Consider the following 14,362-nt stretch of genomic DNA (forward strand, 5'->3'; position numbering starts at 1 on the left):
CTCCCCTTATGCCGCACGCAGCACTTGACCGTCGCGGCACATCAGGCACGCACTGACGATGTCGTCGTTGGTATCGATGACGAACTGACCTTCCTTGTCGATGACGAGCTTCAGGAAGTCGAGCACGTTACGGGCATAAAGCGCGGAAGCATCCGCAGCCACCATACCGGCAAGGTTGGTGTAGCCCGCGATGGTGACGCCGTGGACTTTGACGACTTCGTCGGCGACCGACAGCGGGCAGTTGCCGCCGCCGTTGGCACCGCGTCCGGCGGCCAGATCGATGATCACCGAGCCGGGCTTCATGGCCTTGACGGTGTCTTCGCTGATGAGCGTCGGGGCAGCGCGGCCCGGGATCAGGGCGGTGGAGATGACAATGTCGGCCTGCGTCAGACGCGTGTGCACCAGTTGTGCCTGACGAGCGAGCCATGCTGCGGGCATCGGACGCGCATAGCCACCCACGCCCTTGGCGATCTCGCGTTCTTCGTCGGTCTCGAACGGCACGTCGATGAATTTCGCGCCGAGCGATTCGATCTGCTCACGCACCGCCGGACGCACGTCTGACGCTTCGATCACTGCGCCCAGACGCTTGGCCGTCGCGATGGCTTGCAAGCCCGCAACGCCAGCGCCGAGCACGACCAGACGCGCAGCCTTCACCGTACCGGCCGCCGTCATCAGCATCGGCATGAAGCGCTGATAGAGGTTCGCGGCGAGCATCACGGCCTTGTAGCCTGCGATGTTGGCCTGCGAGGAGAGCACGTCCATGCTTTGCGCACGCGTGGTGCGCGGCGCGGCTTCGAGCGCGAAGCCGATGATGCCGGCCGCCGCCATTCGCGCATTGTTCTCGGCATCGAACGGATTGAGCATGCCGACGACTACCGCGCCACGACGCATCTGTGCGATCTCGGCCACCGACGGCGCACGGACCTTCAGCACCATCTCGGCACCGAACGCCTCGGCAGCGCTGCCGGTCGACGCGCCCGCTGCGACATACGCCGCATCCGGTACGCTCGCCGCCTCGCCTGCGCTCTGCTCCACGGTGACGCGATGTCCTGCGCTCACCAGCTTCTTCACCGTTTCCGGTGTGGCCGCGACGCGGGATTCGCCGTCGGCCGTCTCCTTTGGAATGCCAATATGCATAGTTATTGTCTCGGGGTCTGAGCCCCTGTCGTGTTGTGAAACTCAGGCCGCAGCCATATCTCTATTGCGCGGCGCCTGCATCGAACGACCTTCGTTGGCCGCTTCGAAGCAACGCACCTTGGTGCAGTGAATCAGATCGCACAGGAATTCCGGCTCGTAAGCGCGCAACAAGTGCGGCTGATGTCCGTCGAGGTAAGCCCCGATCATCGTCAGTTCGGCCATGCGCAACGCTTGCGCCGAAGCGCCTTCGAGATAGGCCAGCGGCAGATCCTGATTGCCGGTGGTGTGGAGCAAACGGGTGTAGGTGTGGTTGTCCCAATACCAGTCCAGACCCAGTTCGACGAATGCGTTGTTGAACGCATGCAGATGAGCGTTGGCAACCGGTGCCAGAGCGGCGGGTTTGATATGCGATTCGATGACCGACATGATGGCGTCTCCCAAAATAGTGATCGTCCAAACCCGCGTGCTTCTCTGGCGTGACGCGTCCTCCAACACCTTGCTGTCACACCGCCTTCATGCGGGCTGCCATTGCAGATTACGCAGCCCGACATATAAAAGACAGTTAAAGTTAATTATGCAAACCATCAACGATTACTTATACTTCCCGAAGCACATCATGCTCGTCATGCACATCGATCAAACATGAAACACGCCACACTCCGTCAGTTGAAAGTCTTCGAAGCCGTGGCGCGCCATTTGAGCTTTTCGCGCGCCGCCGAAGAACTTCACCTCACGCAACCGGCCGTCTCGACGCAAGTCAAGCAACTTGAGACACACGCCGGATTGCCGCTCTTCGAGCAGTTGGGCAAGAAGATTTTCCTGACGCCGGCAGGTGCGGAGATGCTGCATTACAGCCGCGCAATCATCGCCCTCTTTCGCGAAACCGAAGAGGCGATGGACCACCTCAAAGGCATTACCGGCGGCAAGCTCAACGTGGCCGTCATCAGCGCGGGCGACTACTTCTTCCCGCGTCTGCTGGCGGCGTTCACCGCTCGCTATCCCGGCGTCACGCTCAACCTCACGGTGCATAACCGCGAGGAACTGCTGCACCAGCTCACCGAAAACCTGACCGATCTGGCGGTGATGGTGCGTCCGCCTCACGAGATCGACACGATCAACGAAGCCTTCGCGCCGCACCCTTACATCATCGTGGCCCCGCCCGGTCATGCGCTGGCCGGTCAGAAACAGATTCCGTTCTCCCGACTGACGCAAGAACCGTTCATCAGCCGGGAGCGCGGCTCCGACACCTGGAACTCCTTGCAGGACGCCTTCGGTCATCGCACACAGCAACTGAAAATTGCGATGGAAATATCCAGCACGGAAACCATCAAGCAGGCGGTGATTGCGGGCATGGGGATCAGCTTCCTGTCCGCGCACACCGTCGGCATGGAGTTGCAGACGGGGCAGTTGACGGTGCTCGACGTGCAGGGCTTTCCGGCATGGCAAAGCTGGTACGTCGTGCATCGCCGTAGCAAACGGCTGCCGCCGGTCGCACTCGCCTTCCGTCAGTTCCTGCTCTCGGAAGGCGCAGCGCTGATCGACGGGATGATGGCCTACAAAAGCACGGTGCCGCCGCCCTCAGGCAGCGACACGAGATAGGCCACCAACGCCCTCATTGCTCCCATGCCCTGGCAGATCGCGAAGATCTGCCGAATGAAAAAGGGCGATCGGCTCAGGCCATTGCCACCCCGGCCGACCACCGTGAAATCGCTTGCGAGGTGCCGGTCAGCCGCCCATGCGGTTGGCCAGCGTGCCGAGTCCGTCGATGCTCACTTCCACCAGCGCGCCCTCTTTCATCGAGCCCACGCCAATCGAGGTGCCCACCGCGATCACATCGCCGGGCAGCAGCGTCATGTCCTGGGACAGACGCGCAACGAGCTGCCACGGATTGAAGATCATGTCGGCAAGCGGGTAGCGCTGGCGCTCCGTGCCGTCGAGCGTCGTGACCAGTTCGGCCTCGCGCCAGTCGAAGTCCTCGGCAATGAACGGGCCGAGGCAGCCGAACGTGTCGAAGCCCTTGGCGCGTGTCCACTGTGCAAAGTTGCCGTCCTGCTCGATGATTTCAGCGGCCGTCACGTCGTTGACCAGCGTATAGCCGAGGATGTAGTCGCGTGCGGCTTCTTCGCTGACGTTGCTCGCCGCCTTGCCGATGACGATGCCCAGCTCGCCCTCGAAGACGATCTTCCCCGCATACGACGCCGGGCGACGAATCACCGCGTCGGGACCGTTGAGCGTGGTCGCAGGCTTGATGAGGAAGAGCGGATGCGAAGGCGCCGCTTTGCCGAGCTTCGCGCCGAGCGCGTGATAGTTGTTCCAGAGCGCCACGATTTTCGACGGCTCGCACGGGCACAGCAGATCGACCGCGTCGCGCGCAATCGTCGCGCCGGTGGCGACCGGCTGATCGTAGAGATCGCCGCGATGTTCGAGAATCTGATCGCCCTGCAGCAGGCCAAAGCCAGTGCGGCCGTGTGCGGTCTTGAAACGGGTCCAGAGCTTCATGCGTTTGCCATTCCTGTAGCGGCCCGGCAGCACGGCAACGTTCGCCATGTGCGCGCCGGGCGCGATGTCTTGAAGTCATTCACATCTGCCTCTTGCAGACACTGGGGCGCCTGCTACATGCATTGCGCCCGTTCAAATTCGTCAGACCGCCCCGACCTCGCGTAGCGCCGCGATCTGTTGCGGGCTGTAGCCGAATTCGCCGAGCACGTCGTCCGTGTGTTCGCCCAGCAGCGGCGAACGCTCCACATGCGTGGGGCTGTCGGAGAGCTTGATCGGGTTGCCGACGGTGAGGTACTTGCCGCGCTTCGGGTGGTCGACTTCGACGATGGTGCCGGTCTCGCGCAGCGACATGTCTTCGGCGATTTCCTTCATCGACAGAATCGGACCGCACGGAATGTCGTACTCGTTGAGAATGCCCATGACCTCGAACTTGCTCTTCGTCATGGTCCATTGCTCGACGGTGTCGAAGATCTCGCGCAGACGCGGCAGACGCGCTCGCGGCGTGGCGTAATCGGGATGCTCGACCCACTCGGGCTTGCCGATCACCTTGCAGATCGAACCCCACACGGGTGCCTGCGTAATGAAGTAGATGTACGCGTTCGGATCCGTTTCCCAGCCCTGGCACTTGAGAATCCAGCCCGGCTGACCGCCACCCGAGGCATTGCCCGCGCGCGGCACCGCATCGCCGAACTGACCGTTCGGGAACTGCGGATACTCTTCCATCACGCGCGCGCGCTCAAGGCGCTGCTGGTCGCGCAGCTTCACGCGGCACAGGTTCAGCACGCCGTCCTGCATGGCGGCCAGCACGCGCTGGCCCTGCCCGGTCATGGTGCGCTGATACAGCGCCGTCACAATGCCCAGCGCCAGATGCAGGCCCGTGCCCGAATCGCCGATCTGCGCGCCCGTGACCATGGGCGGGCCGTCGTCGAAACCGGTGGTGGAGGCCGCGCCGCCCACGCACTGCGCCACGTTCTCATAGACCTTGCAGTCCTGATACGGACCGGGGCCGAAGCCCTTCACAGAGGCCACGATCATGCGCGGGTTCAGCGAATGAATGTGCTCCCAGGTGAAACCCATGCGATCGAGTGCACCGGGTGCGAAGTTCTCCACAAGCACGTCGCAGTCGCGAATCATGCGCTCGAGCACCGCCTTGCCTTCCGGATGCTTCGTATCGAGCGTGATCGAACGCTTATTGCTGTTGAGCATCGTGAAGTAGAGGCTGTCCGCGTCAGGAATGTCGCGCAGCTGATCGCGCGTCACATCACCGTGCCCCGCGCGTTCGATCTTGATAACGTCCGCGCCGAACCAAGCCAGCAATTGCGTACACGTTGGCCCGGACTGCACATGCGTGAAGTCGAGAATGCGCACACCTTCGAGTGCCTTTCCCATGGTTTGTCTCCTCCTGATGCGACGGCGTTTATGTAATGGGTGCGCGAGAGTCCCCCGATAGCCGTTCTGAAAGCAGCCTTACACGTGGGTCTCACCGGATCTGACGACGGCTGTCGCCTCTTCGGGCGCCATCCCATTCGTCGATCGAATCTTGTGATATACGGTATTTCATACACGATATTTTATCAACGGCTTTTTGTTGCCGATGCGATTTGCTGTGTCGCCGCATTTCCTCATTAAGATCGCGCAAATCCCCATAAATAAAGGGTCTCCGCATTGCAACATCGCTCGACTTTTCCTCCCGGAATACGGGTTTACAGGCATGTGTCACAGAGATGAATCGAGGCAAGGGACAAGGTGAATGTGCATCGCGCCCCTTTAAATATATTGAATACAAAATACTTATTAGGTGATGCCCTCGCCTTTTCACTGTCGCTGAAAACAAAAAAGCACCGGTGCGCATCGCGCATCGGTGCTTCGTTCGCAGCTTGGGGAGGTCCGGCGCAGACGTTATGCCAACGACGCCCCTGCAATTGTCAGTCCATCAACCTGCCGTGGCGGCGAGTTTGGCTTCGAGTTCGGTCACGCGCTTGCGCAACTGACGGTCTTCCTGAAAGCGTGCGGTCTCATCGCGTATGACGGCGACGATGCCAGTCACTTCGCCGCCCTCGCCATGCAGCAGCGCGACGGTGAAGGCAATCGACATGGCGCGGCCGTCCTTGTGCGCGGCGGGCACTTTGAGCAGATCGCTGCCGTACTTGGTCTGGCCGGTCTCCATCGTCTTGGCATAGCCTTCGTTGTGACGTGCCCGCAGCCGGTCCGGAATGATGATGTCCAACGGCTGACCGACCGCCTCTTCTGCCGAGAAACCGAACATCTTTTGCGCACCGGAATTCCAGAGCGTGATGATGTTTTGCGGGTCGGCCACGACGATGGCGTCGCCCACCACTTCTACCAACTGCCCGACGTCGACAGATGCGCTCATGATGTCTCCAATAACCTTGTGGGGGAATGCGATTGACATGACTACCAAACATGCCAATAAAGTACATCAATTAGAGGACAACACGGTCCCGAAAATAAAAATGGGTGCCGACTCCGCAGGGAGCCGCACCCATGAACACCTTGCCTGCTTGCGAGATGCCCGCACCGCCGCCGCCCGAAGGCGGCGACGGCACATGCGACATCACGATGTTGCGTGACGGCCTTAGACCGAGCGCGACGTGTGCAGGTTAGCGATCTGGTCCTTGCTGTAGCCCAGCTCGGCCAGGATCTCGTCGGTGTGCTCACCCAGCAGCGGCGACCCCGTGATTTCCGGCTTCAGACCCGAGAACTTGATCGGGCTGCCGACCGTCAGGTACGAACCACGTTCCTTGTGCGGCACTTCCACGATCGTGCCCGATGCGCGCAGCGACGGATCGTTGGCGATTTCCTTCATCGAGAGCACCGGGGCGCAAGGAATGTCGAACTTGCGCAGGATGTCGACCGCTTCGTACTTCGTCTTGTCGGCCAGCCAGGCTTCGATGGTCGCGAAGATGTCGAAGATGTGCGGTTGACGGGCTTGTGCCGTGGCGTAGTTCGGATCGCTGATCCACTCCGGCTTGCCCAGCGCGCGGCAGATCGGCTCCCAGGCGTGACCCTGAATCGTGAAGTAGATGTAAGCGTTCGGGTCGGTTTCCCAGCCCTTGCACTTGAGCACCCAACCCGGCTGACCGCCACCGCCGGCGTTACCGCCACGCGGCACGACATCGCTGAACTCGCCGTGCGGGTACTGCGGATACTCTTCGAGGTAGCCGACACGGTCCAGACGTTGCTGGTCGCGCAGCTTCACGCGGCACAGGTTGATGACCGAATCCTGCATCGAGACAGCGACCTTCTGGCCACGGCCCGTCTGACCACGGCCGATGATGGCCGTCAGAATACCGATCGCGAGGTGCATGCCGGTGTTGCTGTCGCCCAGCGCTGCGGCCGACACCGTGGGGGGGCCGTCCCAGAAACCCGTCGTCGACGCTGCGCCGCCTGCGCACTGCGCCACGTTCTCATACACCTTCAGGTCGTCGTAGTGGTGACCGTCCGAGAAGCCCTTCACCGAGGCCATGATCAGCTTCGGGTTGAGTTCATTCAGACGTTCCCACGAGAAGCCCATGCGGTCGAGGGCGCCCGGGCCGAAGTTCTCCACCAGCACGTCGGATTCACGCACCAGCTTTTCGAGCACTTCCTTGCCTTCTTGCGTCTTCGTGTCCAGCGTCAACGAGCGCTTGTTGCTGTTGAGCATCGTGAAGTACAAGGCATCGGCGTCGGGGATGTCGCGCAGTTGGCTACGCGTGACGTCGCCCGAACCCGGGCGCTCCACCTTGATCACGTCAGCGCCGAACCAGGCCAGCAGCTGGGTACAAGCCGGGCCGGCCTGCACGTGCGTGAAGTCGATGATCTTGATTCCTTCGAGGGGTTTGCTCATGTCATGTCTCCTTGATTGACTCGGCTCTTACTTTTTCATCGCCGCGCTTTGCGGATTCAGGTTCGTCAGACGACCGCTCTCGGTGCCTGCGGATTCATCGATCACGGCGTTGATCAGGACCGGCTTGCCCGAAGCAATGGACTCTTCGAGGGCCTTCGTCAGCTCAGCCGGCGTGGTCACGTTGTAACCAATGCCGCCGAACGCTTCGATCATCTTGTCGTAGCGCGCGCCCTTGACGAACACCGTCGGGGCCACGTCCTTGCCGCCCGTCGGGTTGACGTCGGTGCCGCGATACACACCGTTGTTGTTGAAGATGATGGTGGTGATGGGCAGCTCGTAACGGCAGATGGTTTCGAGCTCCATGCCGCTGAAGCCAAAGGCGCTATCACCTTCGATGGCCACGACCGGCAGGCCGCTCGTAACTGCTGCGCCGATGGCGAAGCCCATACCGATACCCATCACGCCCCACGTACCGGAGTCGAAGCGCTTGCGCGGCTGGTACTGGTCGATGATGCTGCGCGCGTAGTCCAGCGTGTTCGCGCCTTCGTTGACGAGGTTGATGTCCGGATGCTTCTTGAGCACGTCGCGGATCGCGCCGAGTGCGCTGTGGAAGTTCATCGGCGACGGGTTCTGCGCAAGCGTGGCCGCCATCTTCGTCAGGTTCTTGTTCTTGCGCTCGGCGATAGCGCCGGTCCACTCGGCGGACGGCTTGCCGAAGTTGGCATCCACACCGGCGAGCAGTGCCTTCACGCACGAACCAATGTCACCGATCACCGGAGCGGCAATCGCGACGTTGCTGTCGATTTCCGTCGGCGAGATGTCGATCTGCACGAACTTCTTCGGTGCGGCACCCCAGGTCTTGCCCTTGCCGTGTGCGAGCAGCCAGTTCAGGCGTGCGCCGATCAGCACGACGACGTCGGCTTCTTGCAGCACGAACGAACGTGCAGCGGCAGCCGATTGCTCGTGCGTGTCGGGCAGCAGGCCCTTGGCCATCGACATCGGCAGGTACGGAATGCCCGTCTTTTCGACGAGTGCACGGATGTCTTCGTCGGCCTGAGCGTACGAAGCGCCCTTGCCCAGCAGAATCAGCGGACGCTTGGCGCCCTTGATCACGTCGAGTGCGCGCTGGACAGCATCCTGCGCCGGGATCTGACGCGGTGCGGCGTCGATCACGCGAATCAGCGAATCCTTAGCCTTCTGTGCGTCGATGGTCTGCGACAGCAGCTTGGCCGGCAGATCCAGATAGACGCCGCCGGGGCGACCCGACACGGCTGCGCGGATCGCGCGGGCAAGGCCCACGCCGATGTCTTCGGCGTGCAGCACGCGGTAAGCCGCTTTGCAATACGGCTTGGCCGCATTGAGCTGATCCATTTCTTCATAGTCGCCCTGTTGCAGGTCGACGATTTCACGCTCGCTCGAACCGCTGATGAGAATCATCGGGAAGCAGTTCGTGGTGGCGTTGGCGAGTGCCGTCAGGCCGTTCAGGAAGCCAGGTGCCGACACCGTCAGGCAGATGCCCGGCTTTTGCGTCATGTAGCCGGCGATCGCAGCGGCGTGGCCAGCGTGCTGTTCGTGACGGAAGCCGATGAAGCGCAGGCCTTCGGCTTGCGCCAGGCGGGCCAGATCGGTGATGGGAATCCCCACCAGACCGAAGATGGTGTCGATGTCGTTCGCTTTCAGAGCATCGATAACCAGATGGAAGCCATCGGTCGTTGCTCCCTCGGACACGATGTTCGCGTGTCGGCTGTTGTCTTCGAGCGTCTCGTTTTCCGCCTTGCCGACTGGCACGGTCATCGCAATGGACATAATTCTCTCCTCCAATTTTTCCGGTTTCAGTGTTGCGTCGTCTTGTCTGACGATTAGTGGGTATTCCTGTACTGCTTCTCTACTTGCTCACCCGGCCGTGCAACCGAACCCGCGAGGGCCCGGGTTGCACGCCGGTTAAACATGTTGCTAATCAAGCCAGCCAATCTGCCTCTAATTAGTACTGCTCAACGTCTAGATGACGTATCGAACTTGCTTTACGTGGTGCTGCGGCTCAGGTCCGCGGCTTTCACGACCGGCTCGCTCGACTCTGCCTTGTAGTCGCTGGCGTAACGCTGTGCCAGACGGGCACGCATCGGCTTCAAGACAAACAAGGCAAGGAAGGCGGCGAAGGCGTTCATGCCACAGGCGACCATGAAGACAGCCTGCCAGCTACCCGTCATCGAGGTGATGACACTGGAGAACGGCACCAGCAAGGCGGCGGTCCCCTTCGCGGTGTACAACATCCCCGCATTGGTCGCGGCATACTTCGAGCCATACGTATCGGCGCAGGTTGCCGGGAACAAGCTGTAGATCTCACCCCAGGCGAAGAACACCAGGCCGGTCAGCAGCACGAAGGCCACCGGATGCTGGCCGTACTTTGCCAGTGCGTAGATCCCCACGGCTTCCATCGCGAAAGCGATGAACATCGTGTTCTCGCGTCCGATCTTGTCCGATATCCAGCCAAACACCGGACGCGTCACCCCGTTGAGCACACGGTCGATGGCCAGTGCGAAGGTGAGTGCGGGCAGTGTGAGACCGAGAAGCGAGACAGGCGCCTGATCCAGACCGTAGTCCTTGGCGATCGGGCCGAGCTGTGCCGTTGCCATCAGACCGCCGGCGGCCATCAGCACGAACATCAGATACATCAGCCAGAACACCGGGGAGCGCATGACTTCCGTCGGCTTGGCGTTGTAGCGCATTGCGCCCGGCGCCAGCTTCTTGAGCGCTTCGATCGATGCGGGCGGACTGGCGAGCGCCAGACCCAGCACCAGCACGATGATCCCCTGCCCCAGCCCGAAGGTCAGGAAGGTGTTCTCATAGCCGCTGGACTTGATCATGTTAGCGATCGGTACCACGGTCAGCGCCGAGCCGGCGCCGAAACCGGCGGCGGTAATACCTGCGGCAAGACCACGACGGTCCGGGAACCACTTCAGTGCGTTACCCACGCAGGTGCCATACACCGCACCGGCGCCGACCCCGCCCACCGCCGCTGCGAAATACAGCATCGGCAGCGAGGACGCATAGGCATTGAGCACCCATGCGATACCGCACAACAGACCACCACCGACCACTACCGGGCGCGGGCCGAACTTGTCGACCAGATACCCTTCGATCGGCACCAGCCAGGTTTCCGTCACGACGAAAATCGTGAACGCCACCTGAATGGCCGTACGGCCCCAGTGATACTTTTCATCGATCGGGTTGACGAACAGCGTCCACCCATATTGCAAGTTGGCGATCATCGCCATGCAAATCACGCCGAACACGAGCTGAACCCACGGGCTCGCGAACACGGATTGCTTACCGTGTTGATTTGTCGTCTCCACTTGTACCTCCTCCATCGGTTTTCAGTTGTTTGGCAGCTTCACAACAACAACACCTTCCGGATGGGGTCTGTGCCCCCTGGGTATGCTTTACGAGGTCTATGCCTCGTCGACTTGTCTCTGATGCTCACGGGAGTCCATTGCGTTTCCCGTAAATATACCGAACGAAATATACGATATATCAGATATAAGTCAACACTAATTTATCGCGGTCCTCGTTTTCCACCTCGCGTGCCGAAGTCGTTTTCGTCCATTGCATCGAAAACAACTACGGCACGCGAGGCACTGTCCTAAGTGGCGGCTAGATACAGTAACGCAACTGTAGGACGGAGCGGCGCAACAACGCAATGCGAAAACACTAAGGAGTTAACCTGATCCTGGAACCTTACCCAACAAGGCGCTCAGCCCTTTTATATCGGGCTCCTTGCGATTTTTTAAAACGGGCACAAGGCGATATTTTTGCTAATTTTCCTCACAATAAGACATTCCCCTCCTCCCACCTCACCCTCTGTAACACACCGTAATAATTCGCTCGCACGCAGTCTCCGGACATTTCACAAGTGCAGTTCATGACCGCAAAGCTCACACATGCGGAAGCCCTTTTTTCAGGCCTGTGCGGGGAAACCATGAGGGCAAAAGGGCGAGGAAGGCTTGGCGCTATTCTTCTTGTGATATACGATATACAACATTTGGTATTAGAAGAATCAGAAGAATAAAGCGGCCAGTACCAGGCCCGGGTTTCGATTGACCTTTGGAGGGAGAGACTTCATGAAGATTTGCATCTATGGCGCTGGTGCCATCGGTGGCTATCTCGGCGTGCAACTCGCGCGCGCCGGAGCCGATGTCAGTCTGGTGGCACGTGGACCGCACCTCGCGGCCATGCGCGAGCACGGACTCAAGCTGCTCATCGACGGCGAAGAGCGCGTCGCCCACTTGCGTTGCACCGACGATGCGCGCGAACTCGGGCATCAGGATTACGTGATCATCGCCCTGAAAGCGCACTCGGTACCGTCGGTACTCGACGCGATGCAGCCGCTGATCGGCCCGAACACGGCCGTCGTCACGGCCGTGAATGGCATTCCCTACTGGTACTTCTATAAGCACGGCGGCGCGCTCGAAGGCACGACGCTGGAGAGCATCGACCCGGGTGGCCGCCAGTGGCGCGAACTTGGCCCGGAGCGCGCGATCGGCTGCGTGGTTTATCCGGCCACGGAAGTGGTCGCGCCGGGTGTCATTCAACACGTCTACGGCAACAAGTTCCCGTTGGGCGAAGCCAGCGGCGAGCGGACCGAGCGCGTCGAGAAGCTCTCGCAGATCATGATCGCCGGTGGACTCGACGCCCCGATCCGCGAAAACATCCGCGATGAAATCTGGCTCAAGCTCTGGGGCAACCTCTGCTTCAACCCGATTTCAGCGCTCACCCACGGCACGCTCGACATTATCGCCAGCGATCCGGGTACGCGTGCCATTGCGCGCGCCATGATGCTCGAAGCGAAAGCCATCGGCGACAAGTTCGGTGTGCACTTCCGAGTGGACGTCGAACGTCGCATTAACGGGGCCGGCGCGGTGGGCGCACACAAGACGTCGATGCTGCAGGATCTGGAGCGCGACCGCGCGATGGAGATCGACCCGCTCGTCTCCGTCGTTCAGGAGATGGGACGCCTGGCCAACGTGCCGACGCCCACGCTCGATGTCGTGCTCGCACTGATCAAGCAACGTGAATTCATGACGAAGCCGGATGCCGTGGCGGCCGCGCAGGAACGTCTGGCTAAAGCGGCATAAACCAGCGGCATAACCCAGCGGCATAACGCGCAATCGTTGTTTGTTTGAAACACCCGATCGCAGGGCACTTTGGCGTGCCCTGCCCGAATCGGCACTGACTATATATAGAGAGGGCGATGCGACGGGTCTGAAAATCTCGTCGTCAGCCCCACCCCGCAAGTGCTCACCCGTGCCGCCACCGGACCTCCGGTCGCGGCCGATTTTTTGCCGGAAACCTCGGCGCTGTATGGCCGATGCAGGGAATAACGGCTGTGGTTTCGCGGCAACGCAATAACGTCCATTTGACCCACCCTAAAGCAACACCCGAATCACTGAAAACTGCGTGCGCCACTGGCGTCCCGAAATCCACACCATTGCAAGCGAGACGGACATCCGAGGAGGTTCATCGCCATCATCGACCCCACAAGCACTATCGGAAAAAGAGACAAATCCGAGACGTGTGAGAGCAGTGAGACCTAAAGAACGTCCCGAAAAACGATAAATTTTGATATTCGGTATGTGGTATATCTTGAGACTTGTTGCGGCGCGACATACAATGCAAAGCAAGTTCTCCCCCACATTACGACCCGTCAACCTTTATCTGGAGTCTCACCATGTTAGTCGCTGCCCTTACGCTTCTCGCCCTGGCTTCTGCCCTCGCCGCCGGTGTTGCAATGGTTCATCTGTTCGTCGCCCTGCCCGCCAAACTGCTCGAAAAGGCTGAAACCAACGGCCGTTTCGCCTACCTGGCAGAAACCACGCAGGCAAACGAATCGGGTAAACTCGTCACGAAGCCGGCAACCATCGTTGGGCAGCAAGCATTGCGCCTCTGAAGGGGCCGTAATACCTAGGAGACTATTGCATGTCCCTGATCACCCCAACTCCGGTGCGCGTGACGCCACTCGCACTGGAGCCGATCGACACCACCACGAGTTTTCGTAATCAGGCGTATGCGCTTTTGAAAAAAGCCATCGCCGATGCCGATATTTATAACCAGAAGGACGAAATTCGCCTGGACGAGCGTCAGCTCATCCAGGTGCTTGGCGTTTCGCGCACACCGATTCGCGAAGCCATGACCTTGCTGGAACAGGAAGGTTTTCTGCGCACGGTGCCGCGCCGGGGCATCTTCATCATCCGCAAGACCAAGCGTGAAATCGTGGAAATGATTCAGATGTGGGCCGCCCTGGAAGGGATGTCTGCACGGCTGGCCACGCTGAATGCGAGCGACGAAGAGATCGCCAAGTTGCGTCATTTGTTCGACGAGTTCGTGAATGCACCGCCGACGGATCATATTGAAGAGTATTCGGACGCGAACATCGACTTCCACCAGGCGCTGATCAATCTTGGCGGATCGCAAGCGATTGCCAACACGATCAAGAACCTGTTCATTCACGTGCGCGCCATCCGCAAGGTGACGATTGCTCAGAACGACCGGGCAGCCCGCTCGATTGTCGATCACCTGAAGATCATCACCGCGCTCGAAAAGCGCGATACGGAACTCGCCGAGAAGCTCGCGCGCGACCACACCCTCGGTCTGGCCGCGTTCGTCGAAGAGCACTGCGACTTCCTCGAATGAACGCCTGACCCACGTTTGACGTCTCCACGACGCGCTCACCGCGCGTCTGCGAAAAAGCCAGTGATATGGAAGTGTCACTGGCTTTTTTCTACCTCCCCGCCCGCCTGTCACGCCCATCGGCATTGCCTTTCCGGATTCGGGTAAACGATCCCGCGAAACCGCTTGCCTCGGTATTGCACGTATACCGTATAT

Annotated in this window: 12 protein-coding genes; 4 read left to right on the forward strand and 8 right to left on the reverse strand. The window is 60.3% G+C overall.

Annotated features, from left to right (window positions below; all coding sequences use genetic code 11):
* Positions 1 to 6: 6 nt before the first annotated feature.
* Both NA29_RS16425 and NA29_RS16430 read right to left on the reverse strand, forming a co-directional pair.
* The gene (locus NA29_RS16425; RefSeq protein ID WP_039399634.1) at positions 7 to 1,137 is read right to left on the reverse strand and encodes a Re/Si-specific NAD(P)(+) transhydrogenase subunit alpha; all 1,131 of its coding nucleotides are present in this window, start codon (positions 1,135 to 1,137) and stop codon (positions 7 to 9) included.
* Positions 1,138 to 1,179: 42 nt separating this feature from the next.
* Positions 1,180 to 1,563, reverse strand: a complete 384-nt coding sequence (locus NA29_RS16430; RefSeq protein ID WP_052252994.1) for an HAD family hydrolase — start codon at positions 1,561 to 1,563, stop codon at positions 1,180 to 1,182.
* Positions 1,564 to 1,779: 216 nt separating this feature from the next.
* On the opposite strand from NA29_RS16430, the gene NA29_RS16440 reads away from it, so the two are divergent.
* The gene (locus tag NA29_RS16440; protein ID WP_052252995.1) at positions 1,780 to 2,736 is read left to right on the forward strand and encodes a LysR family transcriptional regulator; all 957 of its coding nucleotides are present in this window, start codon (positions 1,780 to 1,782) and stop codon (positions 2,734 to 2,736) included.
* Positions 2,737 to 2,862: 126 nt separating this feature from the next.
* On the opposite strand, the gene NA29_RS16445 is transcribed toward NA29_RS16440, so the two are convergent.
* The 6 genes from NA29_RS16445 to oxlT form a co-directional block, all read right to left on the reverse strand.
* Positions 2,863 to 3,636 (reverse strand): fumarylacetoacetate hydrolase family protein, encoded by a 774-nt coding sequence (locus NA29_RS16445; RefSeq protein ID WP_039403816.1) that lies wholly within the window; start codon positions 3,634 to 3,636, stop codon positions 2,863 to 2,865.
* Between the two features lie 141 nt (positions 3,637 to 3,777).
* Positions 3,778 to 5,025: a formyl-CoA transferase gene (gene frc, locus NA29_RS16450; RefSeq protein WP_039399638.1), complete on the reverse strand. Its 1,248-nt coding sequence runs from the start codon at positions 5,023 to 5,025 to the stop codon at positions 3,778 to 3,780.
* A 544-nt stretch (positions 5,026 to 5,569) separates the two neighbouring features.
* A complete protein-coding gene (locus NA29_RS16455; protein ID WP_039399640.1) occupies positions 5,570 to 6,010 on the reverse strand; it encodes a PAS domain-containing protein in 441 nt (146 codons plus the stop codon).
* A 222-nt stretch (positions 6,011 to 6,232) separates the two neighbouring features.
* A complete protein-coding gene (gene frc / locus NA29_RS16460) occupies positions 6,233 to 7,483 on the reverse strand; it encodes a formyl-CoA transferase (RefSeq protein ID WP_039399642.1) in 1,251 nt (416 codons plus the stop codon).
* A 27-nt stretch (positions 7,484 to 7,510) separates the two neighbouring features.
* Complete coding sequence (gene oxc / locus NA29_RS16465; protein WP_224786845.1) at positions 7,511 to 9,289, reverse strand: oxalyl-CoA decarboxylase; 1,779 nt, start codon at positions 9,287 to 9,289, stop codon at positions 7,511 to 7,513.
* 215 nt (positions 9,290 to 9,504) lie between these two features.
* Positions 9,505 to 10,851 carry an oxalate/formate MFS antiporter gene (gene oxlT, locus NA29_RS16470; RefSeq protein ID WP_052252996.1) on the reverse strand — a complete coding sequence of 449 codons (1,347 nt, stop codon included), beginning with the start codon at positions 10,849 to 10,851 and terminating at the stop codon, positions 9,505 to 9,507.
* A 750-nt stretch (positions 10,852 to 11,601) separates the two neighbouring features.
* Here oxlT and NA29_RS16475 point away from each other — a divergent pair.
* From NA29_RS16475 to NA29_RS16480, 3 genes are all read left to right on the forward strand, one after another.
* A complete protein-coding gene (locus tag NA29_RS16475; RefSeq protein WP_039399644.1) occupies positions 11,602 to 12,615 on the forward strand; it encodes a 2-dehydropantoate 2-reductase in 1,014 nt (337 codons plus the stop codon).
* A 593-nt stretch (positions 12,616 to 13,208) separates the two neighbouring features.
* On the forward strand, positions 13,209 to 13,427 hold the full coding sequence (locus NA29_RS25810) for a hypothetical protein (protein WP_150660378.1): 219 nt from the start codon (positions 13,209 to 13,211) through the stop codon (positions 13,425 to 13,427).
* A 29-nt stretch (positions 13,428 to 13,456) separates the two neighbouring features.
* Entirely contained in the window at positions 13,457 to 14,170 is a 714-nt protein-coding gene (locus NA29_RS16480) for a GntR family transcriptional regulator (protein ID WP_039399646.1), read from the forward strand.
* Positions 14,171 to 14,362 lie beyond the last annotated feature (192 nt).

Source organism: Pandoraea sputorum, assembly GCF_000814845.2.
In the GTDB taxonomy this organism is placed as follows: domain Bacteria; phylum Pseudomonadota; class Gammaproteobacteria; order Burkholderiales; family Burkholderiaceae; genus Pandoraea; species Pandoraea sputorum.

What these genes read in the sequence shown, in the direction of transcription:
- NA29_RS16425 (WP_039399634.1), bottom strand. Translation starts at nt 1,137, where the DNA reads ATGCATATTGGCATTCCAAAGGAGACGGCCGACGGCGAATCCCGCGTC.
- NA29_RS16430 (WP_052252994.1), bottom strand. Translation starts at nt 1,563, where the DNA reads ATGTCGGTCATCGAATCGCATATCAAACCCGCCGCTCTGGCACCGGTT.
- NA29_RS16440 (WP_052252995.1), top strand. Translation starts at nt 1,780, where the DNA reads ATGAAACACGCCACACTCCGTCAGTTGAAAGTCTTCGAAGCCGTGGCG.
- NA29_RS16445 (WP_039403816.1), bottom strand. Translation starts at nt 3,636, where the DNA reads ATGAAGCTCTGGACCCGTTTCAAGACCGCACACGGCCGCACTGGCTTT.
- frc (WP_039399638.1), bottom strand. Translation starts at nt 5,025, where the DNA reads ATGGGAAAGGCACTCGAAGGTGTGCGCATTCTCGACTTCACGCATGTG.
- NA29_RS16455 (WP_039399640.1), bottom strand. Translation starts at nt 6,010, where the DNA reads ATGAGCGCATCTGTCGACGTCGGGCAGTTGGTAGAAGTGGTGGGCGAC.
- frc (WP_039399642.1), bottom strand. Translation starts at nt 7,483, where the DNA reads ATGAGCAAACCCCTCGAAGGAATCAAGATCATCGACTTCACGCACGTG.
- oxc (WP_224786845.1), bottom strand. Translation starts at nt 9,289, where the DNA reads ATGTCCATTGCGATGACCGTGCCAGTCGGCAAGGCGGAAAACGAGACG.
- oxlT (WP_052252996.1), bottom strand. Translation starts at nt 10,851, where the DNA reads ATGGAGGAGGTACAAGTGGAGACGACAAATCAACACGGTAAGCAATCC.
- NA29_RS16475 (WP_039399644.1), top strand. Translation starts at nt 11,602, where the DNA reads ATGAAGATTTGCATCTATGGCGCTGGTGCCATCGGTGGCTATCTCGGC.
- NA29_RS25810 (WP_150660378.1), top strand. Translation starts at nt 13,209, where the DNA reads ATGTTAGTCGCTGCCCTTACGCTTCTCGCCCTGGCTTCTGCCCTCGCC.
- NA29_RS16480 (WP_039399646.1), top strand. Translation starts at nt 13,457, where the DNA reads ATGTCCCTGATCACCCCAACTCCGGTGCGCGTGACGCCACTCGCACTG.